A 25,467-nucleotide genomic window follows, 5' to 3' on the forward strand; every position below is an offset into this window, starting at 1 on the left:
TCCTGATTGTAGACATTAATGACAAACAAACGTGTCGTGTGCAACGGGTGGATGCCTGCACCGTTTACTCTCGTCAAGGGACCACATGCGTGTCGAGAAAGGTCGAAGATCTCATGGCTGACGCCACAACGAGCCGATCGGACGAAATGCAGGCGACGATGCCTCTTCGGGAGCTGACCCAGGTCATTCGTGACGCGATCATGGACGGCGAATACGCGCCCAATCAGCGACTCATCGAGGCCGACCTGAGCCTGACGTTCGGGGCGAGCAGGGCGGCCGTGCGAACGGCGCTGCTCGAGCTCGCCAACGACGGCCTCGTTGACCGTGTGCCGAATCGCGGCTCTCGGGTGCGAGCCGTCACGCTCGAAGAGGCGGTGGAGATTCTCGAGGTGCGCATCGAGCTCGAAGGGCTCTGCGCGGCGAAAGCGGCCGAGCGCATCACCGACGAGGAAATCACGGAGCTGCAGTCGCTGCGTCGTCAGATTCTCGCAACCGTCGACGACTCCGACCTGCTCGAATACTCCACGCTCAATCAGCTGCTCGACCGCAGAATTCGCGACATCAGCCAGCACCGCACCGCCGTGAGCGTTCTCGAGCGTCTGCGTGCGCAGGGGGTGCGCCACCAGTACCGGCTGGCGTTCCGGGCCGGGCGCGCCGCCGTATCGGCGCCGGAACACGCGGCCATCATCGACGCGATCATCGCGCGCGACCCCCAGGCGGCCGAGGCCAAGACTCGCGATCACCTGCTCAGCGTGATCAAGGCGCTCAAGGTCCTCGCCTAGCGACAGCACTCTCCGCTGGTTGAGGAGTCCGAGGAACGAGGACATCTCGAAACCAGGGCGCGGCCGGATTTCGAGACGCTCGCTGGCGCTCGCTCCTCAATCAGCGATGACCCGCCCAATCCCGACCATAAATGTATACAATCTTGTTGACCAAGATGGTTTCACGAGGTAGCGTCGAATCCGAGGCTGTGGCGCCGCTGCGCCGGCCCGGGCGACGGCTGCGAGAGGCACGATCAATGAGTATCGGGGAGAGCGTGGGATCCGCCTCGCGCGTGCCCGTGATCATGGGCATCCTGAATGTCACCCCGGATTCGTTCAGCGACGGCGGCTCGTGGCTGCCGCATGATGCGGCGGTACGGCACGCGCTCGCGCTGGTCGAGCAGGGTGCAGACATCATCGATATCGGCGGGGAGTCCACACGCCCCGGCGCGGTGCCGGTCGATGCTGTGACAGAGACGGCGCGCATCCTGCCCGTGGTCAGGGAGCTGGTCGCGCGCGGCGTTCGGGTGAGCGTCGACACGCTTCATGCGAACACGGCACAGCTCGCCATTGACGAGGGCGTCGAGTTCATCAACGACGTGTCCGGGGGCCTGGCCGATGCCCGCATGGCCGAGGTGGTCGCCGCATCGCGGGCGACGTTCATCGCGGCACACTGGGGGGGCGGTGCGGATGCCCGCTACCGGCATCCCGACATCGCCGCCGGAGTGCGCTGGGACCTTCACGATCGCGCAGTGGCACTGCACGGCGCGGGGATAGGACGTGACCGGCTCATTCTCGACCCTGGCCTCGGTTTCGGCAAAGACGGTGACGCAAACTGGAGACTGTTGAGCCGGCTCGACCAGCTCACGATTCTGGGATTTCGCGTGCTCGTCGGCCATTCGCGCAAGAGGTTCGTCGGGGCGCTGCTGCCCGAGAGTGCACCTATGGGCCTGCGCGACGCACCGTCTGCCGTCATCAGCGTGCTGGCCGCCCAGGCGGGCGCGTGGGGCGTGCGCGTTCACGATGTGGCGGCGACCCGATTGGCGTTCGACGTGCTCGCTCGCTGGCAGAATGCGAGTGTGCCCGAGTTGCTCCCCGAGGAGCCCGATCTGCAGACCGAGCTGATCGGCCTGGGCCATGCCTGACCATCCCTGTTCATGACGACACGAAGGGGCCTTATGCCGACCTCAAACCCAGTGAAGCAATCCGCCGATTCCTCGAGCGCGCGAGCCGACCACATCCGTCTTCTCGTGTCGGGCCAGGACGGGCCGGGCATCGTGGCCGCGGTCTCGACGATTCTGCGTTCCTTCGACGCGAACATTGTTTCGCTGGACCAGTACTCGACCGATCCTTCCGGCGGCCGATTCTTTCAGCGCACCGAGTTTCACCTGGAGGACTTCAGCGCCGTTCGCCTGGATCTGGAAAAACAACTCGAAGAATCGCTGGGCACGCAGCTCGGGCTGAGCTGGAAACTCTCGCCGGCCGATCAGCCCAAGCGGGTGGCGATCTTCGCATCCAAATCGGATCACTGCCTGCTCGAATTGCTCTGGCGCCACCGGCGCGGTGAGCTTCAGATGAACGTCGTCATGGTGATCTCCAATCACCCGGATCTTGCCGAGGATGTGCGCCAGTTCGGTATTCCGTTCATTCATGTTCCCGTAGACCGGAACGACCGCTCGGTCGCCGAGCAGAGGCACCTGGAACTGCTGCAGGGAAACGTCGATCTCGTTGTGCTCGCGCGGTACATGCAGATCATCACCGGAGACTTTCTGCAGCGCGTCGGAGCGCCCGTCATCAACATCCATCACTCTTTCCTGCCCTCGTTCATCGGTGCGGGCCCTTATCAGAAGGCGAAGGACCGCGGAGTGAAACTGATCGGCGCGACGGCTCACTACGTGACGGAAGACCTCGACGAGGGCCCGATCATCGAGCAGGATGTCGTGCGAGCCACGCACGCGGACACCGCAGCTGATCTCACGCGGCGGGGGGCGGATGTCGAGCGCCAGGTGCTCGCGCGGGCCGTCGCCTGGCACTGTGACGATCGCGTGATGCGCGATGGAAATTCGACGGTGATCTTCTGATGTCCGCGATAATCATCGACGGCAAGCAGGTGGCTGCGGGCATTCGCGAGCAGCTCAAACACGAGGTCGCGGGGTTCGTCGCCGAGACCGGCATCCAGCCCGGTCTCGCCACGGTTCTGGTCGGCGGGGATCCGGCCAGTGAGGTCTACGTGGCGAACAAGCGGCGCTCTGCCACGGCGGCAGGCCTGGCCGATCTGCACGTTCATCTCGACGGCGCAGCGTCGTCGGACGAGATTGCGCAGACCATTCGTGAGCTCGGCGAGAACCCGGCCGTCTCCGGAATTCTTCTTCAGTTGCCGCTCCCGGGCGGCATGGATTCCGGCCCGCTCATCGATCTCATCGAACCGTTCAAAGACGTGGACGGCCTGACGACCACCAGCGCCGGGCTGCTGGCGCGGGGCAAGCCCGGGCTGCGCCCGTGCACTCCGAGCGGCGTCGTCGCACTGCTCGATTCCGCCGAGGTGCCGCTTGAGGGCGCAGAGGTCACGATCATCGGGCGCTCCGAACTCGTCGGTGCTCCACTGGCGCAGCTGTTGATTCAGCGGAATGCGACGGTCACCGTCGCTCACTCGCGAACGCGGGACCTGGCATCCGTCACTCGGAGGTCGGACATCGTCATCGCGGCCGCCGGAGTCCCCCGACTGATCGGCGAAGCGCACGTCAGGCCCGGTGCCGCGGTCATCGATGTCGGCATTCACCGCACCCCGCAGGGTCTTGTCGGTGACGTCGATTTCGAATCGGTGAGCCGTGTGGCCGGCTGGATCACGCCCGTACCGGGCGGGGTTGGCCCGATGACCATCGCCATGCTGCTGCGAAACACCCTGCTCGCCGCCCGCCTGCAACACGGCTGAACGTCTGGTGAGCGGATGCGTCACGCGCCTCTGTGAACGTGAAGCGGCCCGGCCGGGGGAACCCGGCCGGGCCGCGACTGCTTACGCTCTCGTCACTCCCACGAGGTGACAGTGGCGTAGCCCTTGCCGTTGTACTTCTGCACGAGCACCGTGGAGACGGCTGGCTGGCCATCCTTCGTGGTGTCGACCGCGGTGTCGGGCAGCATGAGCGGGGCCTTGTAGTTCGAGATCGAACGCAGCTCCTTCATGAAGTCGGCCCGCGTCGGCGAGGTCATCTTCTGGAAGACCTGGTCGAGCGTCGCGCCGCTGATGTAGCTCCACGCGCAGTGCGGGAACGCCGGAACGTTCGGGTAGTTCGCGTAGGTCTTCAGGTCGGACAGGAACGTCTTCATGTCCTCGTCACCCGCGAACGCCGGGCTTGCCGCCGCCTTGGAGAACGAGACCGAGTAGACCCCGGGGAACGCTGTTGCGTTGCCCGGCTTGAGAATCGCGTCAGGGCTCGACGTGTTCGACGGCAGGAACCAGCTGGGCTTCCAGTTCAGTTCCTGTGCCTTCTTCAGCGATGAGATCACGAGCGGCGTGATGGACATCGCGTTGAAGAACACATCGGCGCCGGTGGCGGCCAGCTCGGTCAGCTGTCCATCCACCGAGCTGTCGGTGGCCTCGTAGGTGAGCTCCTTGGCGATGGTGATGTTCGATGCGCCCTCGATGCCCTTCTTGAAGCCTTCGACGTAGCCCTTGCCGTAGTCGTCGTTCTGGGAAAGGATCGCTACCTTGTGGTTCGCCTTCGACGTCGCCAGGAGCTTGCCGAACGCTTCACCCTCGTTCTGGTAGATCGGCACGAAGCCCAGCTGCCAGGGGCTCTGCTTCTGGTCGCTGAAGATCGGGTCACCGGTCTCTACGAGCACCTGTGGAACCTTGTCGGCGATCGCGGCTTCGCGCCAGGCGCGGTTGGTCGGCGTACCCAGGCCCGCCGTCATGGCGAAGACGCTGCCCTTCAGCTGCTGGTAGTTGGATGCGGCCTTCTGCGGGTCGTATCCGTCGTCGAGCGCTTTGATGTTTACCTTGCGCGTCTTGCCGTCGCCGAACTTCACGCCGCCGGCGGCGTTCTTGGCGCCGAAGTAAGCCGTGATGCCCGCGACCGTGCAGGTGCCGGGTCCGGCCGTGGCGCCGCTCAGCGGCGTCGTAATGCCCAGCGTGATGGATGTGTCTGTGATGCCTGGGCTCGCAGCTGCGGCTCCGCCGGAGGAGTCGTTCCCGCTTCCACCGCGTGTACAGCCGGTGACGGCGAGCGCGACGACCGACGCCATGGCGACAATGCCGACGACGCCTCTCATACTCTTGCGCATTTTCATGCCTCTCCTTGCCTCTCTGTTGGGGATCCCTTCGTCGAACTGTTCGACGCTGTGGTCGTCGACGAAGCGGTCTGGGGTGCGGCGGCCGGAACGCCGTCGCCGATCATCGGTACGTGGCCCGTGGGTGTTCCGCCGCGGCGCGAGCGGGCCACCAGGCGGCCTATCACGCGTGGCAGCGACACCAGACCACCGGGCAGCACGAACAGCACGGCCAGCAGGATCGCGCCCTGCAGCACGGCGGTGAGGTTCGGGTTGATGAGGTTCGTCAGCTGCGGAACAAGCACGTAGTACGCGCCGCCGAGCACGGAGCCGAAAATGCTGGCCGCGCCGCCGATGACCATGGATGCCAGGAGCGTGATCGAGTGTCCGAAGCTCATCGTCTCGGGCGAGGTGTACTGCACGACCACCATGTACAGAAAGCCGCTGACGCCGCCGATGATCGAGGCGACAGTGAACGCGAGCACCTTGTAGCGGTAGGGCGAGACACCCAGCGAGCCGGCGACCGCCTCGTTGCCCTTCACGATGGCGAAGGCGCGACCGTACTTGCCGCGAACCAGGTTGCGGGTGAGCAGGAACGTGATGGTGCCGATGATCAGTACGAGGTAAAACTGCCACTGGTCGTCGGCCAGCCCGGCCCAGGCGGGAGCATCCGAGAAAATAGCCGAGAGCCCCTGGGACCCGCCCGTGAACTCGGAGAGCCGCTTCGCGAGCGGACCGCCGACGATGGGCAGGGCTATTGTGACCATCGCTATCGCGAGGCCTCCGAGTCGTGCGGCGGCGAGGGCAACGAGCAGCCCCACCACCCCGGGGATCACCAGCGAGAGTATGAAGACGATGATGATGTTCCAGCCCTGCGAGACGCCGTAGGCCGTGACATAGGCGCCGAGGCCCAGAAAGAAGATCTGGCCGAGCGAGACCTGGCCGGTGTAGCCCATGACCACGTTGAGGCCGAGCACCGCAACGGCGAAGACCCCGATGCGCGCGAGCGTCTGGTTCGCGAAGACCGGCAGACCGAGCGGCAGCACGATGAGCAGTATGGCGACGATGGCGATGCAGGCCCAGCGCACCCAGGCCTTCGACCAGGCGTTGGACAGGAATTCGGTTGCAGTAGACATCAGACGCGCACCACGGCTTTCCGGCCGAACAGGCCCTGGGGGCGCACAATCAGCACGACGAAGATCAGAATGAACGGCACCGCGATCTTCAGGTCGTAGCTGATGAAGCCGACGTAGGCGGCCGCGAGGTTCTCCAGCACACCGATCAGCCACGCCGCGACGACGACGCCGACAGGGCTGGAAAGGCCGCCGAGAATGACGGCCGCCAGGGCGTACACGAGAGCGTTGTCCATCATGCCGGGCGTGAGTGTGAGCTGCGGGGCCACGAGTGCGCCGGCGACAGCGCCGAGACCGGCCGCGAGGGCCCAGCCCACCATCAGCAGACGTCCGACGGGAAGACCGGAGAACGCCGCCGACTGCGGGTTGATCGCCACGGCTCGCAGCGCGAGGCCGAGTTTCGTGCCGATGAACAGCACCTGCACCAGAATCATGATCGCGACGATCACAAGGAAGGTGCCGAGCGAGTTGATGCTGATCACGGCACCGAAGAGCTTGACCGTGCCCACGGGGAACAGCGACGGAAACTGCAGGTTGTTGTACGACCAGATCCAGGCGCAGACGCCCGTGATCAGGGTGAGCAACCCGATCGTCACCACCACGGCGGTGTCGGGATCCCCGCGCTCGAATCTGCGCATCAGGTAGCGCTCGATGAGGGCACCGAACAGGAACGAGACGAGGATCGAGCCGAGAATGGCAAGGACCAGCGGAACGTGCAGCTGGGTCAGCTCGAAGGCGACGTATGCGGAAAGCACCGCCATGCCGCCCTGCGCGAAGTTGACCAGGCCGGTTGCCTGATTGACGAGCACGATGGCGAGCGCGAGAACGGCGTAGATCGACCCCGTCGACAGCCCGTCGACCACGAGTTGAATGAACTGGCCCATTTCTCAGCCTCCCAGGTAGGCGCGGCGAATCTCGTCCATGCCCTTGAGTTCGGCCGTTGATCCGGCGAGTACATTGCGACCGGTCTCGAGCACGGTCGCCGAATCGACGAGAGTGAAGGCGAGATTGGCATTCTGCTCCACGACGAGCATGGCTATGCCTGACTCGACGCGCAGGCGCCGGATTGCCTCATACACAACCTTGGCGGTGCCTGGCGCCAGGCCGAGGGATGCCTCGTCGAGAAGCAGCAGGCGCGGCTTGGACATGAACGCACGCGCGATGGCCAGCATCTGCTGTTCACCGCCGGAAAGCGCCGAGCCGTTGGAGCGCACCCGATCCTGCAACTGCGGAAAAAGGTCGAGGCAGTACTCCATGTCGGATGCGATGGCTTTGCGATCCTTGCGCAGATACGCTCCGATGCGCAGATTCTCACGCACGGTGAGATCCGTCAGTGTGCCGCGGCCTTCGGGCACGTGGGCGATGCCGAGCGCGGCTGCCTTCTCGGGCCGCAGTCCACGGATGTCCTTGCCGTCGTATCGAATCACGCCGCCGGCCCGCACCGTGCCGACTATCGCACGCAGGGTCGTGGTCTTGCCCGCGCCGTTGGCTCCGAGGATGCCGACGGCGCCGCCCTCGGGAACCGACAGCGAGACGCCGTCGAGCACCCGCACCGGTCCATAGAACGCGGTAACGCCGTCGAGCTCAAGCAGCGTCATCCGCGGCATCCTTTCCGAGGTACGCCTCGATCACCCGTGGATCGGACTGCGCCTCGGCGGCGGTTCCTTCCATCAGCTTTCGGCCGTGATCGAGCACGACGACATGATCGGTGATGGCGGAGATGAGACCCATGTTGTGCTCGACGATGACGATGGTGATGTCATCGTCGGTGCGGATTCGTCGCACGGTCTCGATGAGCTGCTCGACCTCGGCGTGCGGCAGTCCCGCCGCAGGCTCGTCGAGCAACAGCAGCTTGGGGCGCATGAGCAGCGCACGGCACAACTCGATGCCTTTGTGCAGCCCGTGCGACAACTCGTCGGCACGCGTGTTCGCGGCCCAGCCGAGGCCCAGGCGATCCAGCAGCGTCAGGGCCTCTGCCCGCAACGCCTTCTCGGCGCGAGCCGTGCGGGGCAGGTGCAGGGACCATTCCACCGCCCCGCCGGGCAGGCGCGTGTGGGCGCCGAGCAGCACATTCTCGAGAACCGTCTCGCGAAGCTGAAGGGCGGGATGCTGAAAGGTACGTGCGAGCCCGTGACGGGCCAGCGATGCGGGTCGTGACCCGGTCACCTCGACATCGTCGATGCGGATCGATCCATCGCTTGCCGCGTAGTGCCCGCTGATGCAGTTGAACAGAGAGGTCTTGCCGGCACCGTTCGGTCCGACGAGGCCCACGATGGTTCCGGCTGCTGCGGAGAAGGTGACCTTCTCCAGAACGCGGATGCCGCCGAATGACAGGGACACATCGGAAATCGTCAGTTCAGCGGCCATGCTCATCCACTCCCTATCGCGTCATTGCCATGGAGATGTTTCGAGCCCCTATGGACAGGCATATAGGCACGTTACGTATTGCGAACTAAATTGTCAACGATCTTGGTTGATCGTTTGTTCTCATTATGCCGTATCGTTACGGCCCGACCGTGAGATCGAGCGAACCGTCCTCGCGAATCACCACGCGCGTCAACGAGATCGTGAACGGTTCATCGTCGTCGCGCAGGCTGATGCTGCCATCGAAGAGCGATTGCACCTTCACCTTCAGGTGCGCCATTCCGGCCGTTGTGGGCATGACCCAGCCCTGTGCCCCCGCGGTGATGGTGACCTCGGGGTACGTCTTCATGCTCCAGACGGGGGTCCCGTCAATCCTGTCGTCGATGACGACACCCATGGGGCATCCCGCCGGCTGCAGCACCTGCTGCTTCACGCACTCGTCGAGATAGTCGCCGAGCTGGCTCTTCACCTGGTTCACGAAGGCGGCGGATGCGACTGTCGTCACGCTCACGTCGGTGACAGCGCCCGGTTTGGTGACGGCCTTCGTCACATCCGGTGCGGTCAGCAGCCGCGATTCGTGGCCGAGCCGCAGCGTGCTCGGTGTGAACACGAGATAGTTGGCGGCGTTGTTGAAGGCTCCGGAGACGGTGGATGCGGCGCGCGTATCGACGGTGTGCGTGCCGCCGGTGTTCGACGCGATGGTGAACGTCGTGGCATGCAGCACCGCAACGTGCGCAATGGCGAGGGGGCTCACCGCGAACCGCCATGAGGCGAAGATGCCGAGCACCGAGCCGTGGTTTGCGACGATGAAGTTCGAGCTCGCCGGCTTTCCGTCGAGCTCATAGTGGGCGGTGACCCGGTGCGTGCCGTCGGGCAGCCGGTCATCGTGCAGAATATGAACGTCGCTCAGCTGGCCCAGCACATCGGAGCGCAGCAATTCGTGTGAGGGCTTCATCGGCAACCCGGATGCCTTCAACTGCGCCGCACTCGGCCGGGTGCCGGGCATGGCCAGGGCCGCGCCGGTGTCGTGCCGGGCAATCGCGTTCAGGTAGGCGCCGACGAAGCCGCTCGGGCTGTACACATTCTGTTGCAGGGCGCCTATCGCGCTGCCGAAGGCCGCGAGCAGCAGAACGCCCACGAGCGACCAGATGACGACGACGCGGGTGACGGGGGTCATCCGCTCGAGATCGGGCTCGGCGTGCTCGGCGGACTCGGGCATGAAATCATCCTAAGTGCCTGCTGAGCGCTCCCTTTCTGCACAGCCGACGAAGCGGCATCCGGACTGTTGATAACCGGGATGCGCCGGGCTCGGCGGGTAGGCTGGATGCCTGACGAAAACCGATGCGCGCAGAAAGAGATCTCGGTGACCAAGCCAACCCTCTCTGCCGAGCAGGCCGCAGTCTACGACGCCATCGAGAACACGCGCCAGCATGTTTTCGTGACCGGCCGTGCCGGCACGGGAAAGTCCACGTTGCTGAACCATCTGGCGTGGAACACCGAGAAGCAGCTCGTGATAGCCGCACCCACCGGGGTGGCGGCGCTGAACGTGGGCGGGCAGACCATCCATTCGCTGTTCCGGCTGCCCATCGGCGTGATAGCCGACCAGGAGATCGACCAGAGCGGCGAGCTGCGCAAGCTGCTGAACACCATAGACACCCTCGTGATAGACGAGATTTCCATGGTGAATGCCGATCTTCTTGACGCCATCGACCGCTCGCTGCGGCAGGCGCGCGCGCGCAAAACTGAACCGTTCGGCGGGGTGCAGCTCGTGCTGTTCGGCGACCCGTACCAGCTTGCGCCCGTGCCGGGCGATGGCGACGAGCGCGCCTACTTTGCCGACACCTATCGCTCGATGTGGTTCTTCGACGCCAAGGTGTGGCAGGAGGCCGATCTGCGCATCTTCGAGCTGGCCGAGATCCACCGCCAGAGCGACGCCGAATTCAAGTACATGCTCAACGCGGTGCGTCACGGGTACGTGACCAAGGAGATCGCCGATCGCCTCAACGCCATCGGCGCCCGCCCCGCCCCGAACGACGGCACCATCACCCTGGCCACGCGCAACGACACCGTCAATCGCATCAACGCGCAGCAGCTGGCGCTCTTGCCGGGGCGGGCGCTCACGGCCAAGGCCGAGGTGACCGGTGACTTCGGTGGTCGAACGTTTCCGGCCGACGAGAAGCTCGAGCTCAAGATCGGGGCGCAGGTGATGTTTCTGCGCAACGACACCGGTCAGGGAGACGGCGCCCGCTGGGTGAACGGCACCATCGGCACCGTCACGCGCATCGACAACACCGTGTATGTGGATGTCGACGGCGAGATCCACGAGGTGGAACCGGCCGTGTGGGAGAAGTACAAGTACAGCTACGACGCCTCCAGCAAGAAGCTGACGAAGAACGTGGTAGCCGAGTTCACCCAGTTTCCACTGCGGCTGGCCTGGGCGGTCACCATTCACAAGTCACAGGGCAAGAGCTACGACCGCGCCATCGTGGATCTCGGTTCGCGGGCGTTCAGCCCCGGGCAGACCTATGTGGCGCTCAGCCGTCTCACGGCGCTCGACGGGCTTTACCTGACACGCCCACTGCGCCCGGCAGACATCATGGTGGATGCCGACGTGGAAAGGTTCATGACCGAGAGGCGCGCTCTCGCGGGTACCGCCTCCTGAGGGAACGGGGAGGGCAGAACCGGCGGTCTATCCAACTCCGGTTAGAATCGCTACACGATCACACGACGACCATCGGGGGATGGGCTGATGCGGCTGAGACGGCAGGGTAAACGCGCACTCATCGCCGCCTGCGCCGTGGTACTCGCCGCCCTCGTCACAAGCGCGTGCACGGGGCCGGCGCACGAGTTGGTCCCGGGCCCGACGCAGGCGAACGGATCCCTGCCGTTAGGGGTCGAAAAGCAGTTGAAGACCGCGGTGACGGATGCGATGAAGCTGGCGGATGCATCCGGTGCGATCGCGGGGGTCTGGGCCCCGTGGAGCGGCAGCTGGACGGCGGCCGAGGGCACGACCGCCCGCAAAGGCGGCAAGCCGATGACGACGCAGATGAGGTTTCGCATCGGCCAGAACACCCGGTCGATGACGTGCACCGTGCTGCTCGCACTGGTCGATGCCGGCACGGTGAAACTCGACGACCCGGTCACGAAGTATCTGCCGGACATGTCCGACGTGGATGACATCACGCTTGAGCAGCTCTGCCGCAACACCGCCGGGATCGGCGACTACACCACCGCGCTCGCCGCGCAGTTCGTGAACAATCCCACCCGGTCCTGGCCGCAAATGGAGTTGCTGACCGACGGGCTCGCCGAGGCGCGTCCGGGGCGACCGGGGGAGAAGTTCTCGAGTTCAGACGCCGGTTATTTTCTTCTGGGTCTCGCGCTGCAGAGGGCGAGCGGTACAAGCTGGACCGAGTTGTACCAGAAGTACATCTTCGACCGTCTCGGCATGACGGCGAGCTCTTTTCCCGAATCGAACCCGTTCTCGTTTGCGGGAACGCACCCGCAGGGATACGCCACCGCGCTCGAAGCAAGTGGGTCGCCGCGGTGCGGAACCGTGCTCACCGAGACGAATCTCTCCGCATCGATGGCCTGGACGGCGGGCGGCGTGATCTCCTCGCTGGCCGACATGCGGGTGTACGCGCAGGCGCTGGCCGCGGGCGCCCTGGTTTCGCCTCAATCGAAGAAGGCGCAATGGGCGACCGTTGCGCTCGGCGGTGACGCACCCACCTGGGAGGGGTATGGGCTCGGAGTCGAGACCTTCGGGCCGCTGCGCGGGCACAGCGGCCAGATACCGGGATTCATCACCGCGACCCTCAGCGAGCCGAAGAGCGGGCTCACGGTGGTGGTGATGCTGAACAACTCCTCGCCGGGCGCTGAGTTCGCGCAGACGCTGGCGCGGCAGCTCGCATCCATCGCATCGAAGGCGCCGGCCACGAAGGGCTCCGCCCCGGTCATTGCGCTGCCGTGGTCGAGCGAGCAGGCGGCGGCCGACCTCACGGGACTTGCCGTGTGCCAGCAGCCCGCGACATCGACCCCGGCGCCCTAGGCTTCTACCGGGGTCGAACTCGGGAGGTCGGCGGATGTTCAAGAACAGGCTCGAGGCGTTCAGTGATGGCGTGCTGGCCATCGTCATCACGATCATGGTTCTCGAACTCCGCACCCCGCAGGAGGCGAGCTGGGCGGCACTGGCGCAGAGCCTTCCCACCTTTCTGAGCTATCTGCTCAGCTTCGTGTACGTGGGCATCTACTGGAACAACCACCACCACATGATGCAGCTGGCCGAGCGGGTGAATGGCGCGGTGCTCTGGGCGAATCTGCACCTTCTGTTCTGGATCTCCCTGTTTCCGTTCAGCACCCGCTGGATGGATGAGACGGGGTTCGTTCAGGTGCCCGTCATCGTCTACGGCATCAACCTGCTGTGTGCCGCCATCGCATACTTCATTCTCGTGCGGGCGCTGATCAGGCTGCAGGGCGCGCGGGGCGCGCTGCACCTCGCGGTGGGGAGGGACTGGAAGGGCACTCTGTCGCCAGCGGTCTATCTCATAGGTCTGGTGCTGGCCTGGCTCGGCCTGCCCGCCGTGGCGCTGGGCCTGTATACCGTCGTCGCGCTGCTCTGGCTGGTGCCCGATCGGCGCATGGAGCGGTACGTCGCCGACCACGCCGAGCGGAGTGCTCCCGGTGCAACCGCTGAATAAGGCGACGGCCGGCCCCGGTCGTAGACTCGCGACATGGCGATAGCTCCCGATACGAAGAACTGGACCTGGGTGGTGGAGCGGGCGTGCCCCGAGTGCGGCTTCGACGCATCCGCCGTCGCCTTCGAGGAGATTCCGGGGCTGCTGCGGGAGAACGCAAGCCGCTGGGGGGCGGTGCTGGGGCGGGCGGATGTGCGCATCCGGCCGAACGATGCGACCTGGTCGCCGCTCGAATACGCCGCGCATGTGCGCGATGTCTTTCGCGTCTTCACCGGCCGCTTCGAACTCATGCTGGCCGAGGACGACCCCGCGTTCGCCAATTGGGACCAGGATGCCACGGCGATAGCCGAGCGCTATGACCAGCAGGACCCGGCCGTCGTCAATGCCGAACTACTCGCGGCGGCCGAGGATTCGGCCACCACGCTTGAGGCGATTCCGGATGCCGCGCTCACCCGCACGGGCCGCCGCAGCGACGGTTCGGTCTTCACGGTGGAGAGCCTCGCCCGCTATTTCGTGCACGACCCGACGCACCACTTCTGGGACGTGACGCACGCCTGAAGGCGTGGCGTCTGACGCGTCCTCCAGCGCAACTCCCGTGCGTGGCAACCCGCGGCGCACGATAGGCGCGAGGCAGCCAGCTGCCGGAAGGTGCTTGACTTTACGTTGAACTTGCTTCTATTCTTTATTTAGTTCTAAACAAAGGTCACCAATGCCGCTTACCTCTCCCTCGCGTACCGACGTCAATCGTTCCGCGATCCTCGCGCATCTCGGCGCGCAGGGCCCAGCTTCGCGAGCAGATTTGGCACGGATGCTCGGCGTCTCGCCGGCTCTCGTCACCCAGTTGACGAGGGAACTGATCGCTGACGGGTTACTCCAGGAACTCGAGCACTCGCCCTCGCAAGGAGGCCGGCCCGCGCGAATGCTCGGAGTCACTTCGGCCGCGGCACGCGCCGTCGGGGTCAAGGTCGTCGCCGACCACGTGGCGTTCGTCGAGGTGGGCATCGATGGCGTGGTCGTACGTTCGGGCACGGAACCGTTCGATGCGTTCTCGACCATGGCGACATCCACGCTCGTTGGGTTGCTGCGGCGGTTCATCGACGGTGGAAGTGACGCACCGCTGCTCGGCATCGGAGTGGGCATTCCAGGGAACGTCGACGAGCAGGGTGACGGTGTCGTGGATTCGACGCAACTTGGTTGGAATCAGGTTCCTCTCGGTGCGATTCTGCGGCGTGCACTCGACCTTCCGGTGGTGGTCGACAACAACGTGAACGCGCTCAGCATGGCCGAGCGGCTCTTCGGGCAGGGGCGCAACTACCGCGACTTCCTCGTCGTGACGATCGGCACAGGTGTGGGTGCCGGAGTCGTTGCCAGCGGCTCGGTCTTCCGGGGCCACGCCGGAGGGGCAGGGGATATCGGGCATATCCCAGTCGTGGATGACGGTCCCGTGTGCCAGTGCGGAAACCGAGGTTGCCTTGAGGCCTTCATCGGGGAGAGCGCGCTCGTTGCGACGGCGCGGGAGCGGGGCGTCATCTCGGCGCGTGGAACCATTGACATGCTCTCCCGTGCGGCAGCCGCGGGGGACCTTGCCGCTCAGACGATCTTCGGCGAGGCAGGCCACCTGCTCGGTCGCACGCTTGCCGGCGTCATCAATGTGCTCGATCCCGAGATCGTCATCCTGCTCGGCGAAGGCGTTGTCGCGTGGACACATTGGTCCTTCGGCTTCGAGCCCGCACTTCGTGCCGCCCTGGTTCCCGGCAAGCGAGGCATTCCGATCGCGGTCGAGACCTGGCAAGACGACAGTTGGGCGCAGGGCGCCGCAGCACTCGTGCTCGCGACGCCCTTCGATGCCGATGGCGTGGCAGGGGAGCAGGGCCGATTGGTACGTGAGCGCCTCTTCACGCACACGCGGGCCGGAGAGGCACCGCCGACATGACACTCTCCGCACCACGAGCGGCTGATGCTCCCGTCGTCACCACGGTAAAGACTCCTGGCTCAGTCCGCAGGCCTGGTCGCAGCAGGCTTCGCTATGCGGTGATCGTCGCCGTCTTCCTCCTGCCCAGCCTTATCCCCCTGCTCATGTTCACCATCGGCCCGATGATCGCCGCGGGCTGGGTGAGCCTGCATGAGTGGAATCTGATCGGACCCATGAGCTGGGTCGGGGTGAGCAACTACACGGCTCTTCTCGCCGACCCCGGCACGCAGCAGGCGTTCCTGCACACGCTCTATTACATCGTCGGGTACCTGCCGCTGGTCTATGTGGGCGGGCTGGCGTTGGCGCTTGCGCTCAACAGTCGCATCAAGGGTCGAGCCTTCATGCGTGGAATCTACTTTCTCCCCGTCATTTCCAGCTGGGTCGTCGTCGCGCTGGTCTGGCGCTGGTTGCTGAACCCCAGCGTGGGAATCGTCAACTGGGCGCTCAGCATCATCGGAATTCATGGACCGGGCTGGTGGACAGATCCCTCGTGGTCGATGCCATCGATCATCCTCGCGTCTGCGTGGAAAGACCTTGGATTCGTGATGGTGATTCTGCTCGCAGGCCTGCAGACCATCAATCCCGACCTGCATGAAGCCGCGCAGATCGACGGGGCGGGCTGGTGGCGCCGACTCTTCAGCATTACCTTGCCGATGCTCTCACCATCAACGTTCTTCGTGGTCGTGCTCTCGCTCATCAACGGCTTCCAAGTCTTCGACCAGGTCTTCGTCATGACCGCGGGGGGACCAAACAATTCCAGCCGGGTTGTCGTGCAGGAGGTTTACGATCTCACCTTCCGCTACGGCCAGGCGGGTCAGGCTTCGGCCCTGTCATGGATTCTCTTTGTCGTGATCCTCATCGTCACGCTGATTCAGTTCCTCGGGCAGCGAAAGTGGGTGAACTATGCGTAGGCGCCTGTCACATCCGGTTCTTTATGTTGTGCTGATCATCGGCGCGCTCATCATGGTCTTCCCCTTCCTGTGGACGCTCGTGACGTCTATCAGCCCCGGTGCGAGCCTGACCGCAACGCCGAAACTGATCCCGGACAACCCCTCGCTGGCCCCCTACTTTGAGCTCTTCAGCCGCGTGCCGTTTGCGCGAGTCATTGTCAACAGCCTGATCATTGCGGTCATCAGCACCGTGTTTCAGCTCGTGACGAGCTCGATGGCCGCTTATGTGTTCTCACGGATGCCCTTCAAAGGGCGCGGCGGTATCTTCGCGCTCTACCTGGCGACCATGATGATTCCCTTCCAGGTGCTCATCGTTCCGCTCTTCGTCGAGATGAAGAACTTCGGACTGATCAACACATATTTCGGGGCCATCCTGCCGACGATCGCATCGGCGTTCGGAGTCTTCTTGCTTCGCCAGGCGATGAACTCGGTTCCGATCGAACTCGACGAGGCCGCCACGCTCGATGGGGCCGGACACTTCAGGCTCTTCGGGCAGATCATTCTTCCGCTCGTGCGACCGGGCCTCGCCACATTGGCTGTGTTCGGCTTTCTGAACACATGGAACAGCTTCCTCTGGCCGCTCATTATCTTGCGCGACCCGACGATGCAGACGCTGCCTGTCGCGCTGTCGAGCCTTCAAGGGCAGTACAGCACCCAATGGGATGTGCTCATGGCGGGCTCCGTAGTCAGCATCATTCCCATGTTTGCTCTCTACGTCTTCGCCCAGAAGTACATCATTCAAGGCGTCGCCGGCACGGGAATCAAATGACCGCGCCATCTATCACCCACAACCGCACGACCCTCACCAACACAGGTATCAAAGGAGATAGCACTCACATGAAAAAGCACATCACCGCGGCCGTCGGAATGGCGGCTCTCGCGGCACTCACCCTTGTCGGCTGCAGTTCACCTGCCGGCTCGTCCGGCGGCTCAAGCAACGACAAGGTCACGATTACCTATTCGAACTTCATCTCCAATGGAGGCAATGAGAAGAATCTGACAACCATCGTCGACGCCTTCCACAAGGCGAACCCGAACATAACGGTCAAGGTCACCACTGCGGCATACGCCGACTACTTCACCAAATTGCAGACAGATCTCGCCGCGGGCACTGAGGCCGACGTTTTCGATGTCGACAGCGGCAGCTACCCGACTTACCAGGCGGATGGCGCTCTCGCGCCGTTGAGCGGTGTCGATGGGTCGAAGTACCGCACATCCGTTCTCGACACCTACAAGACGGATGGCAAGCAGTATGGGCTTCCCACTTCCTTCTCCGACGTCGTGCTGTTCTACAACAAGAACCTGTTCGACAAGGCCGGTGTGGCTTATCCCACGAAAGACTGGACCTGGGCGGATGAGACCGCAGCGGCGAAGAAGCTGACGAACGCATCCGCCGGAGTCTTCGGCGACTATCAGCCCATCAGCTACAACGAGTTCTACAAGGCGGTCGCCCAGGCTGGCGGATCCTTCCTCAGCAAGGACGACAAATCGGCGGCATTCGACTCGGCCGAGGGCATCGCCGCAGCGAAGTGGATAGCGGGGAAGAGCGGTACCACCATGCCGACCGCAGCCCAGGGCGCAGGCACTCCCGACTTCGACACGAACCTGTTCAAGTCGGGAAAGCTCGCCATTTGGCACACCGGCATCTGGATGTTCAGCACGCTCGGGACGCTTCCGTTCGGATGGGACGTCGCTGTCGACCCCGGTGACACACAGCACGCCAGCGCTGTGTTCTCCAACGCGGTCGCCGTCTCTGCCAACGCGAAGAATAAGGATGCGGCGCAGAAATTCGCCACCTATCTCTCCAGCTCAAAGACGATGGTCGACACGCGCCTGAAGTCGGGCTGGGAGCTTCCGGCCATCTCCGACGACGCACTTCTGCAGCCGTACCTGACAGCCGGCACGCCGGCCAACCGCCAGGCCGTCTTCGACTCGCTGGAGAAAATCGCGGATGCACCGGTGCTGGGTCAGAACTCGCAGAAGATCCAGGACATCGTCAATAACGCGTTGGGCGAGATCGCCGCAGGGCGTCAGGGCGCAGATGCAGCCCTCAAGGGCGCAGCGAGCCAGGTCGACGCGCTCCTGAAGTAGAGCACCACCAGGGTGGCTCCGGCCTCAGCACGCCGGAACCACCCTGCCACGACGACCTCGAAGAGAAAGTTCCCCGTGAGCACCGAAGAGTCCATCCCCATGGCATCGAATGCCCTGACGGCGCCATCGCTGCCGCGTCTTTTCGATGCGAGCATGCAACTCATCCTCGAGTTGCAGACGCCCGAGGGAGCCTACCCGGCCAGTCCCACGTTTTCGGCCTACACCGGATATTGCTGGTTTCGCGATGGTGCCTTCATCGCGGACGCTGTCTCCGCGGCAGGTGGCATCCAGTCCGCTTCGGCGTTCTTCGACTGGTGTGCGCGGGTTCTTTCAAGCCGTGCGGAGCAGATCGAGGCGATCGTGCGTGAATCACAGGCTGGTAACCCACCCCTGAATGAGCGGATGCTGCCGGCACGATTCACCTTCGCCGGCGGTGACGGCAACGACGACTGGTGGGACTTCCAGCTCGACGGCTACGGAACCTGGCTGTGGGCACTCGTCGCTCACGGCGACCGTCATGGGCTCGGCCTTGAGCGCTGGCAACACGGTGTAGAGCTGACCGTCGACTACTTGCTCAGTTCATGGGCGCGCCCCTGTTATGACTGGTGGGAGGAGAACCAGGAGCACATTCATGTATCGACACTCGGTTGTGTTGCGGCAGGTCTCGCCGCCGTTGCCGGGCGGGGAATGCTGGACGGTGCACGTCGCGTCGCCGCCGAGAATGCGGTCGATCAGATCCACGCACTCATTGCCGAACGGGGTACACGCGACGGCCATCTGATCAAGTGGCTCGATGGTGACACGGTCGACGGGAGCCTTGCGGCCGTCCTTGCGCCGCTCGGATTCGCCGTGTCCGCGGAGGTGATTTCGAAGACCATCGACGCGATCGAGAATGGTCTGACGGTCGATGACGGTGTTCACCGATACCGCGAGGACACCTTCTTCGGTGGGGGCCAGTGGCCGTTGCTGAGTTGTTTCCTCGGTCTTGCCCAGAGTGTTGCGGGGCGGAACGATCGCGCGCGGGAACTGCTGACGTGGGCGGCGAGCACTGCCACCGACAGACTGGAGCTTCCCGAACAGGTCAGCCGACATTTGCTTGCACCGGGGATGCGGCAGGAATGGGTTGACCGCTGGGGACCGGTCGCCACTCCGTTGTTGTGGAGCCATGCCATGTTCATCCGACTTGCTGTCGAACTCGGTATCGAGGGCCAGCAGAAGGGCACCGCGCGATGATCCGACACCGGCCGTACGGCTCCGGGCATCCATACTCTGACGACACCGAACAGCGTGTTCCTGCCTTTCCCGAGGCTGAGCAGACAGCGATCCTTGGCGTTCGGACATCGGGCTCCGTTGATGCCGTTTCGTGTGAACTCCAGTGGTGCCCCGATGAGGGGGTTAGTCAGTGCGAACATTTGTCGCTCGTGAAAGTCACTCGCTCGTCGCGCGGGCAGGCCATCGACGGAGGGCATCTGGCCTCCGCCCAGGCACGGCTTGCACGGGAAAGCGGCGGGTGGCAAGTTGAGACGCCGAGTCTACGGCCGGACGGTCGATACCGATACCGCTTTACCGCGCACCGTGAACGCGGAAACATGGAACACACCCGTTGGTTCGAGTTTCGCGCGGGCATCTGGGTCTCCGCGCCGGAGGCCGTCGAGTCGCTCGGGCGATCGCGCGTGATTCGCAATTCGATCGCCGTGCTGCACGACGGCACTCGTGCCAGGCGCATCCGATTCGAGTTGCCGCTTATCGCCGGCGAGCACGTAACAGGGCTCGGCGAACGATTCGACGCACTCGATCACCGCGGGGCAGTTCTGGATTCCGTTGTTTTCGAGCAGTACAAGAGCCAGGGCGCTGAGCGTAAGACATATCTGCCCATGCCGTTTGCGCATATCGTCGGCGGCGATGGATGGGGATTTCATATCCGCAGTTCACGTCGCGCCTTCTTCGACTTCGGGGCAGCGGCGCATGATCGTATTGGTGTTGAAGTCGAACTCGACGCCGAAGCGTCGAACTTGACGAGTGCCATCGCCGTGCGCTTCTACGATGGGAAGCCAAGCGAGGTGCTGCGAGAGTTCCTTGGTGACGTCGGTACACCGGCCGAGCTTCCTGACTGGGTGTTCCGGCTGTGGGCCAGCGGCAATGAGTGGAACACTCAGGCCGAGGTGTTGCGGCAGATGGACCTGCACCGCCAACACGATATCCCGGTCGGCTCTGTGGTGATCGAGGCATGGAGCGATGAGAGCACTTTCACCGCATTCCGCGATGCGCGTTATGCGGTAACCGAAGACGGCCGACCACATGCCCTCGCCGACTTTGACTTCCCGGCCGGAGGTGCGTGGCCGGACCCGAAGGGCATGGTCGACGAGCTTCATGAACGCGAGATCAAGGTTCACCTGTGGCAGATTCCGCTGATGAAGATGCGGCCGCATCCGGTCGGACAGGCCAAGGCAGATGCCGATGCGGCCATCGCAGAAAATGTTCTCATTCGTGAAGTCGCGCCGGACGGAGTACTCCGCCCTTATCGAAATCGCGGATGGTGGTTCCCGCTCGGGCTCATGCCCGACCTCACCGACGACCGTGCGGCGGGTTGGTGGACTTCAAAGCGACGCTATTTGGTCGACGAGGTTGGAATCGACGGCTTCAAGACGGACGGTGGTGAGCACGCCTGGGGACGTGACCTCGTTTACCTTGATGGCTGCGCCGGCGATGCGAAGAACAATACCTTCCCCGTCTCGTATGCGAAGGCATACGGTGACCTCCTGCGCTCAGCGGGCAAAGCACCTGTGACATTCAGTCGAGCGGGCTTCACTGGATCGCAGGCTCACGGTGCGTTCTGGGCGGGCGACGAGAACTCGACATGGCAGGCTTTCCGCTGGTCGATGCTGGCAGGGTTGTCGGCGGCGGCGAGCGGCATTGTCTACTGGGGCTGGGACATCGCCGGATTCTCAGGGGATGTGCCCGACGCCGAACTCTATTTGAGAGCAACCGCGGCGTCCGTTTTCGTGCCGATCATGCAGTACCACTCGGAGTTCAATCACCACCGTTCTCCTTCGGCTGACCGCACACCTTGGAACATCGCTGAGCGCAGCGGTCGCGGCGATGTGTTACCGATCTTCCGTGACTTGACCAAGTTGCGAGAGAGGCTGGTGCCCTATCTCTCGGCGCAGGCGCGCGTGACGATTCAGACCGGCCGACCACTCATGCGGCCGTTATATTTCGATTATCCGAACGACGAGCAGGTCTGGTCGACGCAGCCACAATGGATGCTCGGTGACGACCTCGTCGTCGCTCCTGTGCTTGAGCCCGGGGCGGACCGATGGTCGATATATATCCCACAGGGTTCCTGGGTCGATGCGTGGACGGGCGAGCGCAGCAAGGGGGGCGAATACGTCGAAGCGGCTGCGCCCTTGGACCGCATCCCGGTCTACGTCAGGGAATCGGCATGGTCGACGCTGCATGAAGCGTTCACCGGCGACGTGACGCACGCCTGAGGGTGAGGCGGCGCATCCGTTCACCGCGGCGTAGTCAGTCCGCGTAGTCTCTCCCCATGAGATGGCCTGAGCTGCTTTCGACCCTGATCGGGGTCTGCGCGCTGATAGCCATCGCCACGGCGGTGCTGTGGACGTTTCGGGTGCCGCATCGCTGGGCTCCGGCACTCGCCGTGTTGCGAGGCATGCTGCAGCTGGCTGCAATCAGCGTGGTGCTCGCCGGGGTGATCTCCAGCGGGTTCTGGGTGGGGCTCGCGCTTGTCGTGATGTTCCTCGTTGCCACGCTCACGGCATCCCACCGCCTGGGCTGGTCGCTGCCGCGCACCGCCACGGTCACGGGTGCCATGGCGCTCGGCATCGTGGTCACGCTGACCGTCGTCTTCTCGACCGGCGCCATCGCATTCACGCCCCGCTATGTGCTGGCCATCGGCGGCATTGTGATCGGCAACACCATGACCATCGCGACGCTCGCCGGCCGCCACTTCAATGGCTCGGTCGGCGACCATTGGGACGAGGTGGAAGGCTGGCTGGCTCTCGGCGCGACGCCGCGGCAGTCCACGCTCGAGCTGGCCCGTCGTGCCGTGTACTCGGCGCTCATCCCCTCAACGGACCAGACCAAGACCACCGGGCTGGTGACGCTGCCGGGTGCGTTCGTCGGTGCGATCTTCGGCGGAGTCTCGCCGCTGGAGGCCGGTCGCTTTCAGATAGTGGTTCTGGCCGCGATCATGTCGGCCGGGGCCATCACCGCCGTGGCCATCATCGGTGCGCTCGCGCCGGTGCGTGTGAAGCCGGCGCCGCTGCGCTGAGTCGCCGCGGCTCTACCTTGACCCGCGCACGCGAAGGTCTTATGTTGTGATCACTAGACGCGCAAACGTGCGACTAGCGAACAATCGAAAGCGAGCGGATGCGATGGGTCACGTAATCGACAACCGAGCGGCGTCCTGATGCGCACCTCCATTGCCACGGTGAGCATCGGCGGAACCCTCGAGGCCAAACTTGCCGCTGCCGCCGCGGCTGGCTTTGACGGGATCGAGATTTTCGAGAACGACCTGATCGCCAGTCCGCTCTCCCCGGCGGAGGTGCGCGCACGCGCCACTGATCTCGGTCTCACGATCGACCTCTACCAGCCCTTTCGAGACCTCGAGGGGGTGCCCGAGCCCGCGTTCGCGCAGGGCCTGCGCAGGGCCGAGGCCAAACTCGATCTCGCGGTCGAACTCGGCGCGCCCGCCATGCTGCTCTGCTCGAATGTGGGCACTGCGAGCATCGACGACGACGATCTCGTGGCGAGTCAGCTGCGACGTGTCGGTGACCGTGCCGCCGAGCGCGGCATCCGCATCGCGTACGAGGCCCTGGCCTGGGGCACGTACGTCAATAGCTATGAACACTCGTGGCGCCTCGTCGAAAAGGCCGACCATCCGGCCGTCGGGCTGTGCCTCGACAGCTTTCACATCTTCTCCCGCGGCTCCGATCTCACCATGCTGCCGAGCATTCCCGGCGACAAGATCGTCTTCTGCCAGCTCGCGGATGCCCCGGCGCTCAAACTCGACCCGCTCTCGTGGAGCAGGCACTATCGGGTGTTCCCGGGTCAGGGCAGCTTTCCCCTGGTGGACTTCACGCGAGCCCTGCTGAGCACCGGCTACGACGGGCCGCTCTCGATCGAGGTCTTCAACGACGTCTTTCGGCAGACCGATCCCGAGCGCACCGCCGTGGACGCCCTACGATCGCTGCGCTACCTCGAAGACTCCGCGGCGACGGATGCCGAGAAGCAGGGGCAGGCGTCGCCCTCGATCCTGGCCAGACTCACCGACGCCCCGCCCGCCGAAGACATCGACTTCGTGGAGATTCGCACGGTGGCCCATGGGGAACTGGCCGCGGCGCTGCGCGCGCTCGGCTTCTCCCGCCGCGGCCGGCACCGGAACAAGGCCGTCGAACTGTGGTCGCAGGCGGCGGTGCGTCTCGTGATCAATGAGACCGTTCCGGTGCCGCACGAGCCGAGCATCGCCGCCGTCGGCTTCGAATTCGAGAACACGGATGCCGCGGCTCGCCGCGCCGCCGAGCTGCTGGCTCCCCGGCTCGAGCGCGCCTCGTCTCCCGGCGAGGCCGTGCTGCACGGCATCGCCGCCCCCAACTCGACGGAGATCTACATCGGTGAGGAGAGCAGGGAGGGCGAGCCTCCGTGGGTGGGGGAGTTCGCCGGGGAGCCGGCCACGGCATCCGCGGCGGTGGGGATCACGGGGATAGACCATGTGTCGCTGGCGCAGCCCTGGCAATACTTCGACGAGGCCGTGTTGTTCTATCGTTCGGTGCTCGGGCTGCGACCCGAGCAGAGCGTCGACGTCGCCGATGTGAACGGCCTGGTGCGCAGCCAGGTGATGCGCAACGAGAGCGGGTCGGTCTGTCTCGTCTTGAATGTCTTGCCGATGGGCGCCGTGATCGAACCGCATCGAGACGGGCACGGCGGCGCCGATCACATTGCGTTGCGCACCGACGACCTGATTGCCACGGCGAGTGAGCTGGCCCGACGCGGGCTGCCGATGCTGCAGATTCCGGCCAATTACTACGCCGATCTGAAGGCGCGCTTCGACTTGACCGACGAGTACATCCAACAGTTGAGCGCGCTGAATGTGCTGTACGACCGCGATGCCAGCGGGGTATTCCTGCAGGCGTATACGCGCACGATCGGCAACGTCTTCTTCGAGCTGGTCGAGCGCTCGGGCGACTACAGGGCTTTCGGCGCCTCGAACTCCCCGGTGAGGCGGGCGGCACAGAATCGTGGCGCGGTGCCAGCGGCATCCGCCCCACTTCTTCGCTGAGGGGCAAGCTTTGGCCCCTCAGCGCGCGAATCGAGGGGCAAAAGTTCGCCCCTCAACGAGACGGCGGGGTCGTCGACCGGAGGTCCCTCGCTCGCCGGCTCACTCGGCGGTCTGCGGCTAGCTGCGGCGGTGCTGGTAGCCGACGAGGCCGGCCTCGATGCGGCGCACCGTCTCGAGAATGGGCGGCACGTACAGTTCCGCGAGATCGGCGATGGTCTTGCGCGCGGCATGCGCCGACACGTTCACTGCCGCGATGACGTCGCCGCGGCGATCGCGAACCGGTGCCGCGACGCCGCGCAGCCCCTCTTCCAGCTCCTGGTCCACGGTTGCCCAGCCGCGCTCGGCGGTCTGCGCGATCTCGCTCCGCAACTCATCGATCGGGCGCACCGTGCGTTCCAGGCGCCGGTCGTGCTCGAGGCGCTTCAGGTAGGCCTCGATCTGTTCCTGGGGGAGGCCCGCGAGCAGCACTCGGCCCATTGACGTCGTATGCGCCTTGAAACGCGTACCCACGTTGATCTGGATGGAACTCAGGCGTGAACTGGTCGCGAGATCCAGGTAGACGATCTCGTCGCCATCCAGCACCGTCAGCGACGCGGTCTCCCCGAGCTCCCTGGCGATGCTCTGCAGATGTGGTCGGGCGATCTCGACCAGTGACATGCCCGAGAGATAGGCGTAACCGAGTTGCAGCACGTGCGGAGTCAGCGTGAACTGTCGACCCTGAGAGCTGACGAAGCCCAGATCCTGCAGTGTCAGGAGCAGCCGGCGAGCGGTCGCGCGGTTGAGTCGGGTGGCCGCGGCGACCTCGCTCAGCGTTTGACTCGGATGCTCCGCGTCAAAAGCCTGAATCACCTGCAGCGCCCGCTCCACGGCGCGCACATAATACGGCTCCCTTGCCTCGGGCTCAGCACTCATCGCGACCGCCTTTCACGCGAGTGTTC

The 25,467-nt window shown here is 64.6% G+C and carries 23 protein-coding genes and 1 pseudogene; 17 read left to right on the forward strand and 7 right to left on the reverse strand.

Going from position 1 to position 25,467, the window contains the following annotated elements; all coding sequences use genetic code 11:
* Positions 1–113 precede the first annotated feature (113 nt).
* From ASC63_RS05100 to folD, 4 genes are all read left to right on the forward strand, one after another.
* A complete protein-coding gene (locus ASC63_RS05100; RefSeq protein ID WP_082487242.1) occupies positions 114–782 on the forward strand; it encodes a GntR family transcriptional regulator in 669 nt (222 codons plus the stop codon).
* A gap of 236 nt (positions 783–1,018) precedes the next feature.
* Positions 1,019–1,906, forward strand: coding sequence for a dihydropteroate synthase (gene folP, locus ASC63_RS05105; protein WP_235491820.1), 888 nt, complete (start codon positions 1,019–1,021; stop codon positions 1,904–1,906).
* Positions 1,907–1,939: 33 nt separating this feature from the next.
* Entirely contained in the window at positions 1,940–2,842 is a 903-nt protein-coding gene (purU, locus tag ASC63_RS05110; protein WP_055810507.1) for a formyltetrahydrofolate deformylase, read from the forward strand.
* Entirely contained in the window at positions 2,842–3,693 is an 852-nt protein-coding gene (gene folD, locus ASC63_RS05115; protein WP_055810510.1) for a bifunctional methylenetetrahydrofolate dehydrogenase/methenyltetrahydrofolate cyclohydrolase FolD, read from the forward strand. The genes purU and folD overlap by 1 nt, the downstream gene beginning before the upstream one ends.
* Before the next feature lie 92 nt (positions 3,694–3,785).
* On the opposite strand, the gene ASC63_RS05120 is transcribed toward folD, so the two are convergent.
* From ASC63_RS05120 to ASC63_RS05145, 6 genes are all read right to left on the reverse strand, one after another.
* A complete protein-coding gene (locus ASC63_RS05120; RefSeq protein WP_235491821.1) occupies positions 3,786–5,048 on the reverse strand; it encodes an ABC transporter substrate-binding protein in 1,263 nt (420 codons plus the stop codon).
* Positions 5,045–6,163, reverse strand: coding sequence for a branched-chain amino acid ABC transporter permease (locus tag ASC63_RS05125; RefSeq protein WP_055810512.1), 1,119 nt, complete (start codon positions 6,161–6,163; stop codon positions 5,045–5,047). Before ASC63_RS05125 ends, ASC63_RS05120 begins: the two co-directional genes overlap by 4 nt.
* Entirely contained in the window at positions 6,163–7,044 is an 882-nt protein-coding gene (locus ASC63_RS05130) for a branched-chain amino acid ABC transporter permease (RefSeq protein ID WP_055810515.1), read from the reverse strand. The genes ASC63_RS05125 and ASC63_RS05130 overlap by 1 nt, the downstream gene beginning before the upstream one ends.
* Before the next feature lie 3 nt (positions 7,045–7,047).
* Positions 7,048–7,758: an ABC transporter ATP-binding protein gene (locus ASC63_RS05135; RefSeq protein ID WP_055810517.1), complete on the reverse strand. Its 711-nt coding sequence runs from the start codon at positions 7,756–7,758 to the stop codon at positions 7,048–7,050.
* Positions 7,745–8,527: an ABC transporter ATP-binding protein gene (locus tag ASC63_RS05140; RefSeq protein ID WP_055814943.1), complete on the reverse strand. Its 783-nt coding sequence runs from the start codon at positions 8,525–8,527 to the stop codon at positions 7,745–7,747. The genes ASC63_RS05135 and ASC63_RS05140 overlap by 14 nt, the downstream gene beginning before the upstream one ends.
* 136 nt (positions 8,528–8,663) lie before the next feature.
* The gene (locus ASC63_RS05145) at positions 8,664–9,743 is read right to left on the reverse strand and encodes a hypothetical protein (RefSeq protein WP_055810519.1); all 1,080 of its coding nucleotides are present in this window, start codon (positions 9,741–9,743) and stop codon (positions 8,664–8,666) included.
* A 105-nt stretch (positions 9,744–9,848) separates the two neighbouring features.
* Between ASC63_RS05145 and ASC63_RS05150 the strand changes: the two genes are divergently transcribed.
* The 13 genes and pseudogenes from ASC63_RS05150 to ASC63_RS05205 all read left to right on the forward strand — a co-directional run bounded on the left by ASC63_RS05150 (position 9,849) and on the right by ASC63_RS05205 (position 24,529).
* Positions 9,849–11,186, forward strand: a complete 1,338-nt coding sequence (locus ASC63_RS05150; RefSeq protein WP_442915052.1) for an ATP-dependent DNA helicase — start codon at positions 9,849–9,851, stop codon at positions 11,184–11,186.
* A gap of 87 nt (positions 11,187–11,273) precedes the next feature.
* Positions 11,274–12,569 (forward strand): serine hydrolase domain-containing protein, encoded by a 1,296-nt coding sequence (locus tag ASC63_RS05155; protein ID WP_157487583.1) that lies wholly within the window; start codon positions 11,274–11,276, stop codon positions 12,567–12,569.
* 34 nt (positions 12,570–12,603) lie between these two features.
* Positions 12,604–13,218, forward strand: a complete 615-nt coding sequence (locus tag ASC63_RS05160) for a TMEM175 family protein (protein ID WP_055810520.1) — start codon at positions 12,604–12,606, stop codon at positions 13,216–13,218.
* Positions 13,219–13,251: 33 nt separating this feature from the next.
* Positions 13,252–13,773 carry a DinB family protein gene (locus ASC63_RS05165; RefSeq protein ID WP_055810522.1) on the forward strand — a complete coding sequence of 174 codons (522 nt, stop codon included), beginning with the start codon at positions 13,252–13,254 and terminating at the stop codon, positions 13,771–13,773.
* 151 nt (positions 13,774–13,924) lie between these two features.
* Positions 13,925–14,095: pseudogene (locus tag ASC63_RS16860) on the forward strand (winged helix-turn-helix transcriptional regulator); the annotation flags it as partial.
* Between the two features lie 39 nt (positions 14,096–14,134).
* A complete protein-coding gene (locus ASC63_RS05170; RefSeq protein WP_235491825.1) occupies positions 14,135–15,148 on the forward strand; it encodes an ROK family protein in 1,014 nt (337 codons plus the stop codon).
* The gene (locus tag ASC63_RS05175; protein WP_082487244.1) at positions 15,145–16,098 is read left to right on the forward strand and encodes a carbohydrate ABC transporter permease; all 954 of its coding nucleotides are present in this window, start codon (positions 15,145–15,147) and stop codon (positions 16,096–16,098) included. Before ASC63_RS05170 ends, ASC63_RS05175 begins: the two co-directional genes overlap by 4 nt.
* On the forward strand, positions 16,091–16,906 hold the full coding sequence (locus ASC63_RS05180) for a carbohydrate ABC transporter permease (RefSeq protein ID WP_055810528.1): 816 nt from the start codon (positions 16,091–16,093) through the stop codon (positions 16,904–16,906). Before ASC63_RS05175 ends, ASC63_RS05180 begins: the two co-directional genes overlap by 8 nt.
* 68 nt (positions 16,907–16,974) lie before the next feature.
* Positions 16,975–18,228, forward strand: coding sequence for an ABC transporter substrate-binding protein (locus tag ASC63_RS05185; protein ID WP_055810530.1), 1,254 nt, complete (start codon positions 16,975–16,977; stop codon positions 18,226–18,228).
* Positions 18,229–18,303: 75 nt separating this feature from the next.
* Positions 18,304–19,461: a glycoside hydrolase family 15 protein gene (locus tag ASC63_RS05190; RefSeq protein WP_157487584.1), complete on the forward strand. Its 1,158-nt coding sequence runs from the start codon at positions 18,304–18,306 to the stop codon at positions 19,459–19,461.
* Entirely contained in the window at positions 19,458–21,719 is a 2,262-nt protein-coding gene (locus tag ASC63_RS05195; protein ID WP_055810533.1) for a glycoside hydrolase family 31 protein, read from the forward strand. The genes ASC63_RS05190 and ASC63_RS05195 overlap by 4 nt, the downstream gene beginning before the upstream one ends.
* 56 nt (positions 21,720–21,775) lie before the next feature.
* Complete coding sequence (locus tag ASC63_RS05200) at positions 21,776–22,522, forward strand: ABC transporter permease (RefSeq protein WP_055810535.1); 747 nt, start codon at positions 21,776–21,778, stop codon at positions 22,520–22,522.
* Between the two features lie 138 nt (positions 22,523–22,660).
* Positions 22,661–24,529 carry a bifunctional sugar phosphate isomerase/epimerase/4-hydroxyphenylpyruvate dioxygenase family protein gene (locus tag ASC63_RS05205; RefSeq protein ID WP_055810537.1) on the forward strand — a complete coding sequence of 623 codons (1,869 nt, stop codon included), beginning with the start codon at positions 22,661–22,663 and terminating at the stop codon, positions 24,527–24,529.
* A gap of 117 nt (positions 24,530–24,646) precedes the next feature.
* On the opposite strand, the gene ASC63_RS05210 is transcribed toward ASC63_RS05205, so the two are convergent.
* Positions 24,647–25,441 carry an IclR family transcriptional regulator domain-containing protein gene (locus ASC63_RS05210; RefSeq protein ID WP_055810539.1) on the reverse strand — a complete coding sequence of 265 codons (795 nt, stop codon included), beginning with the start codon at positions 25,439–25,441 and terminating at the stop codon, positions 24,647–24,649.
* Between the last annotated feature and the right edge of the window lie 26 nt (positions 25,442–25,467).

The sequence above is a fragment of the Leifsonia sp. Root112D2 genome (assembly GCF_001424905.1).
Lineage (GTDB): Bacteria > Actinomycetota > Actinomycetes > Actinomycetales > Microbacteriaceae > Root112D2.